This window comes from Citrobacter freundii complex sp. CFNIH2 (genome assembly GCF_002880615.1).
Taxonomy (GTDB): Bacteria; Pseudomonadota; Gammaproteobacteria; order Enterobacterales; family Enterobacteriaceae; genus Citrobacter_A; species Citrobacter_A amalonaticus_F.
On sequence record NZ_CP025757.1, the window covers coordinates 1,367,137 to 1,383,759 of the forward strand.

7 protein-coding genes and 1 pseudogene are annotated in these 16,623 nt (G+C 52.4%); 4 read left to right on the forward strand and 4 right to left on the reverse strand.

The window, feature by feature from the left end; translation table 11 throughout:
* Window positions 1-20: 20 nt before the first annotated feature.
* Window positions 21-1,403, reverse strand: coding sequence for a diguanylate cyclase (locus WM46_RS06885; RefSeq protein ID WP_102601817.1), 1,383 nt, complete (start codon window positions 1,401-1,403; stop codon window positions 21-23).
* Between the two features lie 565 nt (window positions 1,404-1,968).
* Between WM46_RS06885 and WM46_RS06890 the strand changes: the two genes are divergently transcribed.
* From WM46_RS06890 to WM46_RS06905, 4 genes are all read left to right on the forward strand, one after another.
* Complete coding sequence (locus tag WM46_RS06890) at window positions 1,969-3,081, forward strand: DUF2235 domain-containing protein (protein ID WP_102601818.1); 1,113 nt, start codon at window positions 1,969-1,971, stop codon at window positions 3,079-3,081.
* A 201-nt stretch (window positions 3,082-3,282) separates the two neighbouring features.
* Window positions 3,283-3,579 (forward strand): hypothetical protein, encoded by a 297-nt coding sequence (locus WM46_RS06895; RefSeq protein ID WP_187394459.1) that lies wholly within the window; start codon window positions 3,283-3,285, stop codon window positions 3,577-3,579.
* A 50-nt stretch (window positions 3,580-3,629) separates the two neighbouring features.
* Window positions 3,630-8,921 (forward strand): hypothetical protein, encoded by a 5,292-nt coding sequence (locus tag WM46_RS06900; protein ID WP_102601820.1) that lies wholly within the window; start codon window positions 3,630-3,632, stop codon window positions 8,919-8,921.
* Window positions 8,922-8,928: 7 nt separating this feature from the next.
* Window positions 8,929-14,112 (forward strand): hypothetical protein, encoded by a 5,184-nt coding sequence (locus WM46_RS06905; protein WP_187394460.1) that lies wholly within the window; start codon window positions 8,929-8,931, stop codon window positions 14,110-14,112.
* 45 nt (window positions 14,113-14,157) lie between these two features.
* On the opposite strand, the gene WM46_RS06910 is transcribed toward WM46_RS06905, so the two are convergent.
* From WM46_RS06910 to WM46_RS06925, 3 genes and pseudogenes are all read right to left on the reverse strand, one after another.
* Window positions 14,158-15,486: a glycoside hydrolase family 10 protein gene (locus WM46_RS06910; RefSeq protein ID WP_102601822.1), complete on the reverse strand. Its 1,329-nt coding sequence runs from the start codon at window positions 15,484-15,486 to the stop codon at window positions 14,158-14,160.
* 418 nt (window positions 15,487-15,904) lie between these two features.
* Window positions 15,905-16,104 (reverse strand): annotated as a pseudogene (locus WM46_RS06920) (hypothetical protein).
* 197 nt (window positions 16,105-16,301) lie between these two features.
* A complete protein-coding gene (locus WM46_RS06925) occupies window positions 16,302-16,550 on the reverse strand; it encodes a hypothetical protein (protein WP_095110067.1) in 249 nt (82 codons plus the stop codon).
* Between the last annotated feature and the right edge of the window lie 73 nt (window positions 16,551-16,623).

A 16,623-nucleotide genomic window follows, 5' to 3' on the forward strand; every position in this document is an offset into this window, starting at 1 on the left:
CCCCTGCATCCGGATATTTATCAGGAGGCTGGTTTCCAGAGTTCAACACAATTCCTGCCCCGTCTTTTTGCCGTATACAACGCTTCATCAGCGATTTGTATTAAGCGCTCGTAATCCGGATGACCATTAAACATGGCGGCGCCAATTGACAGTGAAAGTGGGATGATTTCGCCATCCGGCGCTTTAATTTTGGTTTTTTCAACGCGACTACGAATACGCTCAGCGGTACGCAGCGTATCGGTCTGGTTCGCTTCGGTGAGCACGATAACAAATTCATCGCCACCGTAGCGGAAAACATAGTCACTGCTGCGTACGTTATCATAAAAAGCCTGAGAAACCCGACGCAGAATATCATCACCGGTATTGTGTCCCCAGGTATCATTGATCTCTTTAAACTTATCGACGTCGATAATCAACACCGAGAGCGAAGTATTGGCGCGATTAGCATGAGCAATTTCACGCTTAAAAATGGTCGGCAGGAAGCGGCGGTTGAGTAATTTAGTCAGCACATCCATCCCCACCTCATGGCGGGACACTTCCTCAAACAATTCACGCAGCAGGGTAATGATTTGCGAGACAGAATTGCGGATTTGCAGCAGGAACTTCACCCGTGATGCTTTATTGTTCAGCGCTTTGGCCGTGCTACTGGTGCTATAAAACACACCGTCAAAGTCCTGAATTAAACGCGAAATGTGACCGACTTCCGCAATACCGCTGAAATAATGGCGTCCTTTGTGATTAAACCACAGACCAAAATCCGCCTGACTTAAGGGCAGACTGCTGCCGAGGTCGGAATCCAGCAACACTTTATAGATAATGTCCATTTCCCATGAAAGCAGGGCGGCAATTTGCCGCTCTTTCTCTTCTTCCGCATTTTCCAGCAGGGTAAAAATACGATAGTTTTCATCTTCTTTGGCGGCAGTACTTTCACTGAAGGAGAAGGCCCGGGACATCACTTCCATTGCCAGATCGATGCTGTTTATCGAGTAATGATAAACCTGAAGTTTTTCAACTGAATCATACTGACCATCAATAATGATCGGATAGAGGATCTTTTTCAGAACCCGGAACCCCATTTCGACCAGTTCGACCGGAATACCAATACGCGCATGCACTTCAGCAACCGTGTGCTGCACTTTTATCAGTTCATCAATATTATCGGCTTCGCCGGATAGCACATCCACAATCCACTTTTCAAGTGCACTTTTGAGTTGGCGTTCAACCTGCTCATTACTCAAAAACTCCTCAGCATGCGGATCGGCGAGAACAATGCGATAAAACTCAATGCTCAATGCGTGGGCATGCGTAATCGCTATCTCAGAAGCAAGTTTCCGAATATGAGGGTCGGTTTGTTCAACCAGTGCGACCCATTCATCTTTCATTCTCTTAAGATACATCTCCATGATGTAGATCCTTACAGTGGTTAGCGAACAACATTGCGGCCAGGGTCATAAGCACAGTCTGGATAGTAAGACGAATCTAAATCACAAAACACCTGAAAGGGGACAGGATGACAGTAATGAGATAGTGTAATGCCTTAAGCCATATTTTCATGCGTTCAGGCGAAGTAAGCCTGAAACAATTATAGATATAGCCAAAAGTAGCAAGAAAAATCCTTTTTAAGCGACTTTTAAAACTAATCAACATCTAAAAAGTATAGTCCATCCGTTTGATCGTTGAGAGTAATGATGTAACCCACATAAGGTAGCTCACAGAATCTTTGAATGTCAGTCTGTTTTTCAAATCATAAAATAATATGAGCGATTTGTTGAGCAATAGCGTCATCATTATGTAATAAATCCTGTTTTTTACTCCGGGAAATAATTAGCGTGTATTTAACTATTCTTTATCGCGTCATTTATTGAACATTTACCGTAGCGTTGATCGCCAACAATTCTTCAGAACGTACATTGCGTTCTACTTTCTCTTCAGTCACAGCATATCCGCAGCGAAACAGTGGAGGTTACGATGGGACGTCAACTGGTTATTTTTCTCGATGGCACGGGCAATCGCTTCAGTCATAAACCGACGAATGTGATTCGGCTGTTGCGCTCACTGCCGAAAGGGAGCGCAGACGTGCTGACTTATTACGATCAGGGCGTCGGAACGTTCGGCGTCAAGGAGACGCTTTTTGAATGGCAAAAATTGCCGTCACGGATCTGCGGACTGGCGTTTGGCTGGGGGCTCAAACGTAATGTCGAAGGGGCGTATCATTTTCTGGCGGAGAATTACCGGGCGGGTGACGAAATCTATCTGTTCGGTTTTTCCCGCGGTGCCTATGCCGCCAGAGCGCTGGCGGCATTGATTCACACAGCGGGTATTGTCGACGGTCATCAGGCACATCTCTTTGACTATGCGTGGGCGATGCTGCTGGCCAGGAGCGGGGAGAATAATGCGCCGGACTTCAAACTGCAGGCGCGCTTCAAATCGACTTTTGGCCGGCGGGTGAATGTCCATTTTCTGGGCCTGTTTGATACGGTGAAGTCGGTGGGCTGGATTTATGATCCGGTGATCATTCCCTATACCGCGAAGAACCCCGCCGTCGACATCGTCCGTCATGCGGTGTCTATTGACGAGCGGCGCTGCTTCTTTCGCCAGCATCTCTGGCGCAGAAATAGCGATGTGAAAACGGATCTTAAAGAGGTGTGGTTTGCCGGGGTACATTCTGACGTTGGCGGGGGGTATCCGCCACCGCAGGCACAACTGGCGCTGACGGCTTTTCGCTGGATGCTGGGGGAGGCCTGGCGCGCAGGACTGCGCATCGATTTCTCCCGCGCCAGAAAAGAATTGTCGATTCGCTTCCCGGGATTTCCTGCTATTCACGACTCGATGCTGTTGGGCTGGAAACTTGCCGAATGGCTCCCACGCCTGGTCTGGACCGGAGAAGATCATCAGCGTGAGCTCAAAATTGGGGCGATGCCGCCGTTTGGTCAGCCGGTACCGCGGCCAATGACGGGCACCATCAGCGTGCATGCGTCGGTGGTCAATTTGATGAACACGAATCCGGATTATCGGCCGCCTAATCTTCCTCGCTATTATTCGGTCGAAGGGGATGATCCGGGTATCGCAAGCTTGCCCTGAAAATACACGTTTTGCCTGGTTATCTTTACCGTTAATAACCCTGTTCTGAATATTCGCGAACAGGGTTATTAAATTAATGCCTCAGTATGATTCCCATCGGTTGAATAATCTTTTTCTCTTAGAGTAACCCATTAAATCATTACACTATCCTGAAATGTATTACTGGCATAAATAATGCTATCCCGCCTGTTCAGGAGTTAAATGATGAGCACTCGTTATACCGTAGAAATTACCGCTTCCGACGGACATTCTGCCCGCTTAACAATCGACATCTCTTTTCTTCCCGGACAGTCAGAATGGATGTCAGAGCAACCTGATGTTTTTTCTATCGACAAGGGGCCGATGCTTAACGATTTTCAGTTAATGGGGCTTGGCGTCACGCCAGTGGCTTTTCTGACGGGTTTCCCCGACAAAAGCGACGGAGAGGGCGGGAAGAACGATCCGGGAGGAACATTTCCACAGGGTGAACTGAACTGGGAGATCGTGTCCCGGGAGTGATCGCTCGACGGATACCGCAGTGTCGTCTTCACTATTCCCTGGAGGTTGCAATGTCAGAACTCACCACCGCCTGGCAAGACTTGATGGAAAGCATCGAAGCGGGCTGGCGCCGCAGTCGACGTAGCGACCGGGTCAGTCTTTTACCGATGTTCACGAAGGATAACAACCTCCAGTTAAACTTTGATGTGGATAAGAACGACCCTGTGGCCGTCACGTTTGCTCTCAGTAAGAGTCCTGGTTTTCGCTGGTCCCCATCGAAAAAGTATCCTGAATTCTCTGAGCGCACCGCCGACAACGTAGCGCTTCACAGTCAATCGCGAAAAACGGTCTATTTTGATGGACTGGCTCTGAACCTGGCGACGTCAGGGCACGCAGTCAGCCTGTTCCTGACAGAAAACAGCTTTAATATGCGTTATGAACTGACGCTGCAACTGGACAGCGTCAGTTTGTCGCCGGTTCTGGCGGAATCAAATTTGCATCGTTCAGCCCTGCGTAACATGACAGCGGATGAAGCCGGGGATGAGCTGCATTATTTCAGCGCCAACTGCGGTGAAGCCATTGTTATCGCCGACCAGCAGGCCGGAGCCAGTCTGAAAATTGTGTGCGAAGGCGGACAGCCCGGACGAGATACCACGTGGACCCTGACGCTGGAACAGGCGGAGCGCATTCTTACGCTCCGGCAGACGACCACGATTCAGATTAACCACACCCCGTTTATTGTCTCGCAGCTACAACAACCGACGCTGACGGAAGAGGCCGGCAACATCATTGCGCAATGGAAGAGTGACGATCCTGACGGGGCACAGTGGCGGTTTGGTATCGAGAGCGTCTCCCTGAATTTTCCGCCGCAGGCAGTGGGCGAAGCGATGGTTCGCGGGGATCGTTTTCGTCCCGCCGGACAGGCCAGTCCCATTGTTCGAGGCCAACCGCTTCCGTTTCGCTTTTCTCGCCGTACTGAACTGACGGTGCGTCCTTCCCGCCTGGATCGACGCTATACCGTACATCCTGGCGATACGTTATCCATTCTACGGGAGGCTGAACTGACGCGGATGGTGAGCGAGATGGTCTATCCGCTGGAATTGACCTATCTGCGCACACCTGAATTACCGCGTACGGTGATTGTTTCCGAGATCGCCCGCGCACTGGGGCAACCAGCGATTGCCTTGCCGGTAAGCGAACAGGACTTTGCCATGAGTCCGCTGCTGGAAGCCTATTTTCGCCATAAACCGCAGAAAGATATTGATGAACTGAATGCACGCATCAACACGCTGAGAACGGACCATCTCGCTGCGCGACAAAATTTCATCAATCGCCTGGCCCGGTTCACACTGAAAGATGCGAACTACCCGCAGCGTAAGCTGGATCTGACAGAAGGTCTTAGCGCCCTGGTGCGCGGCAAAAGGCAGGGGGCCGTCGCCGTTTATCCGTTACCCGACTCGGTACCGCTGGATGAGTCCCGGCGCAAAGAACTGGATGATTATATCGGCGAACCCGCCACCGCGCGGACGCTGCCGATTGGACTGCTGTACTCCATCGAATTCGCCTCCGAACTGATGGCGGTGTTACGCACTCCTGCCACGAAATCCGTGCGTCTGCTGGAACTGACGCTCTCATCGCTTGGTGCAACCGGCGCGGTGCAGGCGACCTTTGATGAGGGACGCACGCAGTTCGATGCCAGCGTTGAAAACGGTCAGCTGTCACGGCTGGTGAAAACGCGTTATGGCCGCATAGCCACCGTCTGGAACAAAGCGCGTCATGTGGTGGTTTATTCTCGCAGCGCAGCGCCCGGCGCACAGTTTGCCGGGGAGCAGAAGGCGGAAGAATTTTTGGGGCGTCCGCTACTGCGCAAAATGGAGGAGTACATTGAGATCCTCGAACCGTATCGCCTTTTCGAGAGTGAAACGTCTGCGGAAACCAATAAACCGGGATGTCTGCACGCCTTTCATTTCGCCACGCAGCGCATTTACGTCAATGGCGCATGGGGACACGATGTTGAAGCGGGCTACGAAATCCCATTGTTTAACGAACTGGACAGCTCCGGTTTTTATGTTAAGCCGTGGGCAGGACCGGTTGCGCGGAGCGGAGGCGATGAGCTGACGCAGCACTGGCACGACCAACCGCAGCATCTCTATTTTTTTACTAACACCAAAGCGGGTGCCGGAGCGGATACGGACAAGTGGGAGGCGCAGTTAGCGATCGACTGTGACGAGCATTACTGCTTTGGTGGCATGACACGCCCCACGACAGACAAACTTCTGGGATATCATCAGGTTCCCAGCCTGACCCTACAGGCCCTGGCCAATCCCCGGTTTTCGATGCCATTACGTCCGGAAGGCGTCTCTAATATTGTGCATGGTCGCGGCACAGAAGAACTGGTCGCCAGTATTCGTACAATGCAGATTGAACGTACGCTTGCGATACGCAGGGTGGATCTGAGTAAGCAAACGGGGAATCTGAAAGATAAGATTGAGGCGCTAACCCAGCACGCGACATACAGCGCTGAGCTTAACAGTCTGGACGCGACCCTCCAGACGCTGTTACAGGATGCCAAAAAGCTATGGACGTTGTATGAGGAGAACAACGTTGAGAAGTTCAAAGTGCGCCTGCTCAAACAAGTCAATGACGTCTTTGCAGAATGTAGCAACCGGCTGAATATCGAGGTTGCAAAAATTGCGCATGGTGAGGGCGAAACCATTGATCACGTCAAAAAGAGCCTCGGTCTGGCGCGATCGCTGGCGGTCACGATGGTCGATGAACTCTGCGCTCAGGGGCATGCGGCGATCGATGATTTGCTGACAACGTTTTCGACAATCCGCGATCCGAATCATGAGGTGGAGAGCATAACGTCGTTGCTGGCGAATCGTTACCTCAATCTCCCCGTACAGACTTTTGTCAGACGCTCCGGCGAATCATTGAACGGCGTGAAAGCGGTCATTGAGAATTTGCACCGCTTTTGTGTAGAGGTTTCCGATCAGGTTGATGCTCTGCATCCGGTACTGAATGCCATTATTACGCGTGCGAATGAGGAGTATAAGGCGCTGCTGGCGATAAAGGATCGCGATGCGTTGCTCATGGCGGTCAACGCGTATTGCAGCAATATAGCGGCTGCTCTGAGTGATAACATGAAGCGTGTTGACGATATTTGCACCGCGATCAACGCGCTGACGTTTCCTTCGCAATGGCAGGGGCCTCAGCATCTGCGCGATCTGCTCATGTTGCCGCTGAACAATCTGAAACGAGCCGTTTCTGCATTTACCGCGACTCTTGACAAGGTGCCAGAACACATCAGGAACATCAGTGAACTGGATGCCCAGATTGCCGAACTGGAAAAGCGAATCCCACCTGTACTGACAACACTGGATGACACGCTGAGTCTGCTTGAGAAGAAAAACAGGCAGGTAATACGCGAAACTGCCATGAAGCTGGAGTCGGTACTCGCCGCCATCGACACCCTGCAGGGCAACCTCTTCGGTGCCGATCATCTAAAGCAAACCTTCTTCCAACAATGGCAACAGGCATGCGTTGCGTACCGGGCGCTGCTCAAGAACATTGAAGAGAAAAATTCGATTGATAAACAATTTTTTGACTTTGTCGCGGCGCTGGACGCGCTAAACCAGTCTCTGATCGTCCCCCCCTTCGTCAACAGCTCGCCGTTTTCAACCGCCTTTACTGACTACTGGAACCAGACGTTTATCAACGAGATGGATAAAGCCATTGGGGATCTCTCCACCGGGCTCGACGAGGTCAGTAAACAGGCCACCGTATTATTGAGTCACAATACCGAAGTCGTGCAGGCAGAACTGGCACGACGCAAAGAGGAAGTGATAACGCTGATTAATGGACTATCGGACGCCGGGAAATGGCTCTCTTTCGTCAACGATCTGCAAAAACAGGTAGTGGATACGATCCGGCAGGTCCGTGAGCAGTTTGTTGATCAGGCCACGCGACTGTTTGATCAAAAAAGCCGCGAGTATGCGAAAGTCATCGATACGGCGCTAAAGGAAGCAAATTCGGTCATCGCCGATGCGTTTCCCAAAGCCGGACAGGCCATCAAACTGATGAAGCTGCTTTCGGATCCGCCAGAGCTCCCACAACTGACCATTCGTACCGACAACATTGAATATATTTTCGATGATGTAAAAGACCAGATCGAAACGTCGCCGTTTGTGGCCCGACTTCGTGAAGTGGAGTCGGGGATTAAGGAACTGGGGCTGACCATTCCGTCCTGTGAACTAAACGGTAACATTGTGCCCGTCTCGCTTCAGGGCGTTAATTTCTCGCAGATCATTCGTAATACGGCGATTGATTTTGAGAACTTCTTTAAGAAATTCAAGTTACCGGACTTACCCGATGATGCCATTCGCATCAGCCATCACATCGATCCCAAAACGCGTAGCGCCAGTATCAAAGCGGTCATTGATCATCAGTTTACGAGCACAGAGTCACTGTTTGAGATCTCCGCGCTGAGTCTTGATGTCCGTAAACCGAAGCTGGTGGCCACCAGTGATGTCGATATCTCCGTCGGTGATGCGACTAAAACCCGCACCCAGGCGCTGTTCAGCGGCGACTGGATCCTTAACTTTTCAGGCCAGCCGTTGGTGACCTTTGCGGATGCCCGTATTCAGTACAGCGAGGCCACCGGTTTTACGTTTGATATCGATCCGAAGAATATTGAGCCACATTCCGCACTGAAATTCATCGGCGATGTGTTGCGTGGTGCGATGCCTGAGCTTCCTCCCAATGTGGAAATCGTTAAAAACAACGCCGGGATGCCAACGGGGGCGGCGGTGAGTCAGAAACAGGCATTTGGTCCGCTGGAGTATGGCGGCGTTTCGCTGGGCAAATCGGTACTGGCCTCCGGGTTTCGTCTGAACATGAACGACGGGCTGATGCAGATTGAAACCTACTTTGGCATTGGTGAAAAAGCCTCCCCGGTTTCCATGCAGATAGGCGTCTATGGCGGCGGTGGTTGGCTGACGACCCGGGCAGCGGCTGCGTACAAGAACGGCGAGCTGATCCCCGTGTATGAGGCATCGATTGGTGTGGCGCTGAGCTCGACGAAAACGTTCAACCTTGCCGGCGTCGCTGAGGGGAGTTATGCCATTCGCCTGTTTGTTGAAGCCGGTTTCTCTTCCACAGCATCACAGAACTTTTTTGCCGCCGGTGTGCAAATGACCGGTAGTGCGAAGGTACTGGGCTATCTGACTGCGTATCTGAATCTGCTGGTGCAGGTCGAACATAACAACGGGCGCATGAAAGGGCGTGGACATCTGGATATTTCCATTGAAGTTTGCTGGTGCTACACGGCACATATTTCCCGCACAGTTGAACAGGATTTGTGAGGTGTCTATGTCATTAACAACGTTTAGCTGGATGATGCATGGCAACGATGAAGGGCTGGTGGATGATAAGCGTCAAATCTCGGTTAACTGGGTGGTGCCAACGGGCGAAATAACCGCAGGTGATGCACCGCCAGACGGACAGACGGTGATTGACACCGTCGGTTCTCTGCTCTGGCCCTGGCAGATGCGCATTACCGGCTGGGCATTGATCTCCGAGGGAAAATTGACGCTCGTCACGCCAGTTCCACCCACTGTGTTAACCGATCCGCAGGGTGTACAGGAAAAGATGGCGGACGAAATCAGGCAAAAGTGCAGCCGTTGTCTGCAGCCGTTTTCCCCCGACATTGCGCTGGCACAGGCCAGTCCTGGTGAAATCAGTCTGCCGCACCTGTTTGCTCCCTTGACGTTGTTACCGGCCGGCGTGAGTCAGGATATGCTGAGGATGACCCGACGTTTTACCCTCAACGATTCAACACGACCTGATGCCTGTGCTCCGGAATTCATCATTACTCATCACGGCCAGGATATCGTTTTCAGTCCAGTGGGATCCATCACAACGGACGACATCGTGACGATTAGCTACGAGGCGAAGACGCAGAAAGAGGATGAACCTTACACAGGTTTGCCTGCGTTCACTGTCGTGATGCAACCGATCAAACCCGCCGTTGACGTGACGCTGACGCCGACACTGCAGAGTGCCGAGCGAACGGAAACGGGGATGCGTGCCTGGCTGGCCGATGCGGTTCTGGCACCGCTGCCGATGTTGGCTCAGGTACTTGCCACCAACACAAATGATGATGAATGGAAGATAGAAATTAAGAAACACCAACTGCTGAACCGTACACTCGGCCCCGGATATCTGCGTTCTGATACCCGTAATAATCCGATTCAGCATTTCTGGTTCTGGGATCGCCTTCAGGATAGCAATCCGGTGGTGATTCCCTTAGAGGAATGGGACGATAACGACAGGGTCTGGGGAACCCTCCGGGAGGCCATTAACCACGCCGGGGCAGACGAACACCGGCTATTGCAACCCATTGCCGACAGTAACACCCTTCGCGACTTTGCGCTAAACGTAGGGATGATGTTAAGTACCGCCGATGGCCGACGGATAATGATGACCTCATGGCTGGCTGCTGTGGCGGTGAATTATGCCAGTCATCCGGCAGGCACGTTTGGCGACTGGTATCCGTTGATATCGCTTCATTATGCAGACCACAGCATTGCGCAATTGCAGGCGAACTGGTGGTTTTACCATCTGTCTGAATCAGCGCCCGCAGCAACAGAAACCCTGCGCACCGGCATCGAATTCTGGATTGCGGGAGAGATGTCACCCGAGGTCGCCGTTCTCAGCGACCGCTATCAGGAGATGCTGGCTCTGCTGGTGGAATGCAAAAAACCTGACGCACAGAATGCCAGCATCAGTGCAGCCTTTGAGGTACTACAGCAGCATTTACTGTTGCCGGGTACGCAACAGGTCAACAGTCTCGGGGAGGAGCGCGATTTAGCGATTGAGGTTTGCTCGCCAGCCGGAGCCTATGACGATCGGGACATTCGCGGCTATGCCGTCGCCATGGCGATGGGGAAAGAACAGATCGTACACAAATTAGGCTGCGCATGGCTGACGGATACGGCGCTACAGGTGAAAGTTCACGGAAAATGGACGCCGCTCGAACAGCGCTTTAGCGACACCGTAGGGGCTACCGTACAAAACGGTCGCAAAATGGTGGCGTTTGCCTATTCTGGCGCACCGCTGAGTGGCGCAGTGAGCCTCAAAGACGGCGTCGACTGTCTCGATTTTGGCTGGCCTGAAGATCCGAAAGAAAACTCAGATACCTACACCTCCCCGTGGCGCCTCCCTCCGTTAGCCTATGGTTTTCGCTACTGGGTAACAGGAACGGCAATCGGCAATGGCGGACAGGTTTTGGGCAAGAACTTTCAAATCAGTGGCAACCCGTGTGAACTCAAAGAGGCCAGCAAACTGAATTTTTTACCCGGTGAGGATGAGAAGGCGAAACCGGTTGCGGGATATCTTTATCTGTGCCGGGTTGCGCCGGGTGCCGTGACGCTTCAGTCAGCAGAGAAGGCCGTTGATCCGTGGCTAATGGAAGGGGAATCCCGCGCCTGGAATCAGACAGATTTAGCGACAGGGAGCAAACGTCCTCGCGTTGCTGTTATTTGCAACGGTAAACCCGGCTGGAACGGCAGCGCGCTGAGGAGCGTCTCGCTGACGTTGACCCCTCCGGATGCCACAGAACAGGTTCTGACAAGGTGGATGGAGGCCGATATCAGTCAGGCATTGCTCATACCTGACCTCAAGGAGAGTCAGAAGCTCAAAGCCCTGCGCACCACGCTAACAGGTAAGCTTCGCAAAACGCCGAAAAATCGGCCTGAGGATCGTGTCGATCTCCCACGCCATCCTGCCGTTCGGGCCATCGGGCTGAGTGTGGAGTTTGATGACGGCACAAGCAAAGTGAATACCCTTGTTGAACCTGATTATATGGCAGTCAGAGGTTTTTTAACGCCAGCCACACTTCGTGTTGAGTCGGGAACGTCGTCAACCGTCATGGTCAACAAGGGCGAGATCGCACTCACACTGAAGCCCGGAACGATTGCCACGGTGACCATCTGGTCGCTGGTACCAGAGCGATACTTTACGTCTGAAAAAGATATCCGGATGGCAGACCTGGCCATCGACAAGACGCAACCACTGTGGAGCGGGGAGGCGTACCGTGGGTTCTCACCTGTGGTTCACCTGTTTGAATGTTTACCCGACGCAGGCACTCTGCTTAAGACCACGAATGAGGCGTTGGAAGCAATTCAGAAACAGCTCAGTTTCGCGACGCAAGAGTCTGATATCCTCGCACATCTGAAGGTGGAAGAGGGGTTCGATGCAAACTGGCTGAAGGGGTTTCTGGTGCAGCGACACGAATGGCACTGGACGGGCTATCCACTGGCGTTACCAAAACGACTGGATGACAACACCCAACTCGAGCAGTGGGCCGAAGCGTTCGCTGGTACCTCGTCATTACGTGAAACGCAAAGTCATATTCTGCAAACCAACCGCGCGGCACGACCGACGGACTGGCGTTTTGGTTCTCTTGCTGAGCCGGCGATACTGTGTCGCCTGCGATTGCCAGGTTATCACGGTGCGCGTTTTTTTGCCTGCATCTTGCGCCCGATCCTGCGTTATCGCAGCTGGCTGGATAGCAAGGTGGTCCGGGAACTTGAGAACACGATTGTGGCTAAAGGGACCGTTGTGCCAGCGCGGATCAACTGGAACGATCCGTCACTGCGACTCGGCCCGCCGATCATTCAGGACACCATTCCGCTGGTTCGCACGGTGATGGCCCGGAAGAAGGAAAATCTGGCGGAGATCCGTACCAGCGCAAATGGTGCGCTGGTATGCCTGAATGACGCGCTGTGTCGGACGGATTCGTTGACGCAGTACAGCGGCGTCGGTGAAACCTTCGACATTGATCTCGAAGCGACCCGTTATGCTTCCGTGAATGAAATTGGCCCCAATCCTGTCTTCCACGCAGGGCCGGAGCAGGGTGAGGATGAGGCGAAGAAACTGACGCTTTATCTGCCTGACAGTAGCTGGTTCACCCAACTGGGCGAGCCGGTCAAGCCTGCACCCGTGATGAACTGGGGAATTGAGGTCGGTCGTCCCTTTGGCCTGACCTTTGACACCGACAGTAATGCGAAAGTGGCGCAGACGGCCATTATTGTCCGTCCGACAGGCCATGACGTTTTTGCTTACTGGATAATGGCGAAGATTCGCATCCGTCGAATGCTCGACCCCCACGTAAAATGGACGCTCAGCGATGAATTCCCCCTCAGCGCGGATGGGCAGAGTTGGTTACTCGGACGCCGGGAAGAGGGTGACGATCGCGTTCCATTTGATTTCGTCGTCGAGGTTCCTCCTGGCACCGATTTTCTCCTCACAATGCATCTCCCCGGAGGAAAACGACTGGAAAAACAGGGCGATGTAAACGACTCACGCCGTCTGCTGTGCAGTTGGCACAAAGGTCAGTGGGGCAAAACGGCTGAAATGCTCTGGGGGTTGCAGGTGATCGATCAGGTCATGGCCTTTGGTAGTGAGCAATGGACCACCGCTAAGCGTTATTCGCCGTGGGAAACCACCGAGGCGACGACCGGGTTGCCGATAAAATCTGCGCTGCCCGTGGCGTTGAAAAACGCAGGGGATTGTCACGCCCGCCGCCTGTTGCTCAGCGACTACGGCGAGTCGCACTGGTTGACCTTTATTGGTATGCCGTACCGCCATCTGGCCATTTCCCGGCAGTCCTTCCGGATGGCGATTGAGGCCGAGTACGATCAATCGCTGCCAAATCATGAACATGCCATTACGCTAACCCGTAGCAGCGAGATACAAGCCAGTGAAAACATTTCCCGCGATTTGTTGATTGAACCCCTGGAACCGATTAAGAAAACCGGGACAGGGGAAGAGGAACAGCCTTGTATCAAACCGGGGGGAGGCACCTTTCACCTGTTACTGGTGTTTGAACCTGTTAATGACGTGGCGGCACCGATGCCCGGCCAGCAACTGGGGAGGCTGACCGGTGTTTATTATCCGCAGCGCGATCCCATAACGGATAAAACGCGTTATCCGCAACTGCGCTTCCATTCTTACATGGCCGATTCGCCGATAAAGGACAACTTGCCCGATGGCTCAATCGGTTACATCTATAAGTTTCAATATACCGACTGTTTGCCAACGGACTGGACGGCCCTGCAGGCGCAGCTGTTCCCTGAAAAGAATGCGGATGGCTCAGGTGAAGAGGCGAAGGTTCGCTGGTTGCCTGAAATTATTGGTCCCATCACCACAGCACCGCTGCCTGCACACGATGGTAACTGGCCGAAGCCCAATGTCGTGCTCAAGACAAAAGAGGGGAAAGAGAAGTCTTTTAACCTGAATGTTGATGAAGATCGGGGATGGCGCTGCCAAAAAACAAAAGAAACCGGGGGGTTTGATACGCTCAGTTGGGCTACAGACTTGCCTGGTGGGCTCTGTACAGTACTTGACGGCGATCAACTGGCGTTGGTGGGGGGGGGAGGACGACTCATCGCAACGTTCACAGACTGGTCGCAGAAAAAGGGTGATGTGCAGACCTATGATAACAACGGCCAACCCCGAAGTGAGCGCTGGAGCTGGAGACTAAATCCATAAATGGCAATGAAAAGAGAGCACGGTGGCTCTCTTTTCGTGACAGTGTCACTTAGACCAGCGATTTCTCAGGTAACTGACGGCCTGCCGGGCCTGCGGTTGGTTGAGATTGTTCTCTCTGAACAAAATCGTGCCGCTGATTTGCGGCATTGATTCATTTAAATCGAGCTGTTTCTTCAGTTCCGGAACGCCGCCGTTGACCGTCCAGTCCGGTTCATTGCGAGAGGGCTCACCGACCTTATACAACGCAACACCAATATAGAGCCGTGTTTTTGTCGGTTTCACGACGTCCGCCCACCATTTTGCCAACACATCATAACGTGCCGCATCGCGGGAGAAGGGCCAGTAAATTTGCGGGGCGATATAGTCCAGCAGGCCTTGTTGAACCCAAAGCCGCGTGTCAGCATACGATTCATCATAAGCCGCCGCGCCACGGGTATCCGATCCGGCAGGATCGTGCGAACGGTTACGCCAGACACCGGCCGGACTGACGCCAAACTCCACGTCCGGATTGATCTGTCTGATCGTCCGGGAAACCTGTTCAATGAGTTGTTGGGTGTTATGCCGACGCCAGTCTGCTTTTGAGCTAAATCCCTGGCCGTAGCGCCGGAAGGTCTGGTTGTCGTTCAGCGCAGAACCGGGGGATTCAGCATAGAAATAGTCGTCAAACTGGACGCCATCTACCGGATACCGTTTCACCACTTCAGCTACGATACTGGTTATCCAGTCACGGGCCTCCGGGATCCCTGGGTCGAGAACATAGCGGTCACCGGCGGTACGGATCCAGTCGCGATGGAGGACAAACACGCTGGCTGGCTGAAGCGACACGGTACGGTTCAGTTCGTTTACCGTCGACGGTTTCACATTGGTGGAGACGCGATAAGGGTTGAACCAGGCGTGAACGCGCATGCCACGTTTGTGGGCTTCATCGAGCATGAACTGGAGCGGATCGTAGCCCGGATTTTCACCAATCTTCCCGGTGAGCATATCTGACCACGGTAAGATGGTTGACGGCCAAAGGGCGGTGCCATCCGGTTTGACCTGGAAGAAGACGGTATTAATACCCAGTGACTGTAAATTATCGAGTTTGTCTGTTAAGGCCTTCTTTTGCATAGCGATCCGCGTGGTGGCGTGACTGACATTCACGGACGCTACTGGCGGCCAGTCAAGCCGGGAAACCGTCGCCAGCCACACGCCGCGAACAGGTTCGTTCAGTTTTTGCGTTTTATACGGCGATGCCGGCGTCGATTTTGGCGGCGTCACCAGCGAAACAGGCGGTTTTGATGAACAACTTGCCAGAAAGATTGTTGCGACAACCAGCGTACTGATTTTTTTAACGCGAGACAGAGAGAAAACGGCACGAGAACAGATATCCATATAGGCCAGTCATCCGGTTAACACAAAAGAGAAATTATTTTGTTCCTAATCGACGTTAAGTCAAGCCGGAGAAGGGGTGAGACGGACAATAAACAGGCTATCGGAGAGGAATGATTTGTTCAACTGCTAAAAATGTTTACGAATTACCAGAACGCATCTTACTGAGTATGAATGAAAACCAGAGCGGTCCTGAAGGCCAAAACAGCAGGGAATGGCTCAGGCATTGGTACAGTGCGGCTGGTGATATTGCATTTAACATAATATACATTATGCGAACCAATGATAAGGATGGCAGAATCTGGCGGGAATCGTTGACACTGGCCGTCAACTGGCTACTATCGACAGTGATTCAAAATCATCCGTTTCTCCAAACGAATCAGAATCAAATGTCTATTAGCAGTAAGTGAACAGCCTGACCTCACCAATCAGGCCTGTTCATCCTGTTGCAGTTGGTAAATCTGTACCTGATACACGAGAATCAAACACCACCTCTTCAGTGCCATCACCATGATGCCGGACAATCTGGTAAGCGGATTGCGGGTTCTGGCTCTCAGCTTCATAAGCAGCCCGGAATGCTGGATCTTTGAGAAGCATTACTTTCAGTTCCTGATGCGTCATAAATTTTTTCATGAATAACCCCTGATGAATGCTGCCGCGCCGAATCAGCCATAACGCTGAAAATGGAAACTGTACGGCTTGGCCAACCCCGGACAGCAACAAAACGAGTTTTGTCACTGACCGGCGTTATCTTTCAAAACAGACAGTTAACGATTTTTTGTCTGGTGTTTATGCGTGAAATTTCGTGCGTACGAAATTCACCACCAATAAACAAACGGACGATGACTGACCGGAAAAGCAATGCCGTCAGCATCATGACCACGCATTACCTGGTTGAGAAGCCTTCTGACTTCACGGCGCTCAGGCCTGGTCATCATCATATTGCGATACCAGGACGGCGATTTATCAAACCATCTGGCACAACTGGCAAAATGTGAACCCACACGACGATATGACTTAAGGCGGCCACCGGGAAGTCGGTCACGCACCTTATTTTTTACAGACATAATAAATCCTCTAAGTAACTGAATACCTAGAAGATGTCGTACTGTTCATACCCCATAAAAGTTAACGCCATAA

Excerpts from the sequence above, each read along its gene's own strand:
- WM46_RS06900 (WP_102601820.1), top strand. The coding sequence starts at position 3,630 with ATGTCAGAACTCACCACCGCCTGGCAAGACTTGATGGAAAGCATCGAA.
- WM46_RS06890 (WP_102601818.1), top strand. The coding sequence starts at position 1,969 with ATGGGACGTCAACTGGTTATTTTTCTCGATGGCACGGGCAATCGCTTC.
- WM46_RS06905 (WP_187394460.1), top strand. The coding sequence starts at position 8,929 with ATGTCATTAACAACGTTTAGCTGGATGATGCATGGCAACGATGAAGGG.
- WM46_RS06925 (WP_095110067.1), bottom strand. The coding sequence starts at position 16,550 with ATGTCTGTAAAAAATAAGGTGCGTGACCGACTTCCCGGTGGCCGCCTT.
- WM46_RS06910 (WP_102601822.1), bottom strand. The coding sequence starts at position 15,486 with ATGGATATCTGTTCTCGTGCCGTTTTCTCTCTGTCTCGCGTTAAAAAA.
- WM46_RS06895 (WP_187394459.1), top strand. The coding sequence starts at position 3,283 with ATGATGAGCACTCGTTATACCGTAGAAATTACCGCTTCCGACGGACAT.
- WM46_RS06885 (WP_102601817.1), bottom strand. The coding sequence starts at position 1,403 with ATGGAGATGTATCTTAAGAGAATGAAAGATGAATGGGTCGCACTGGTT.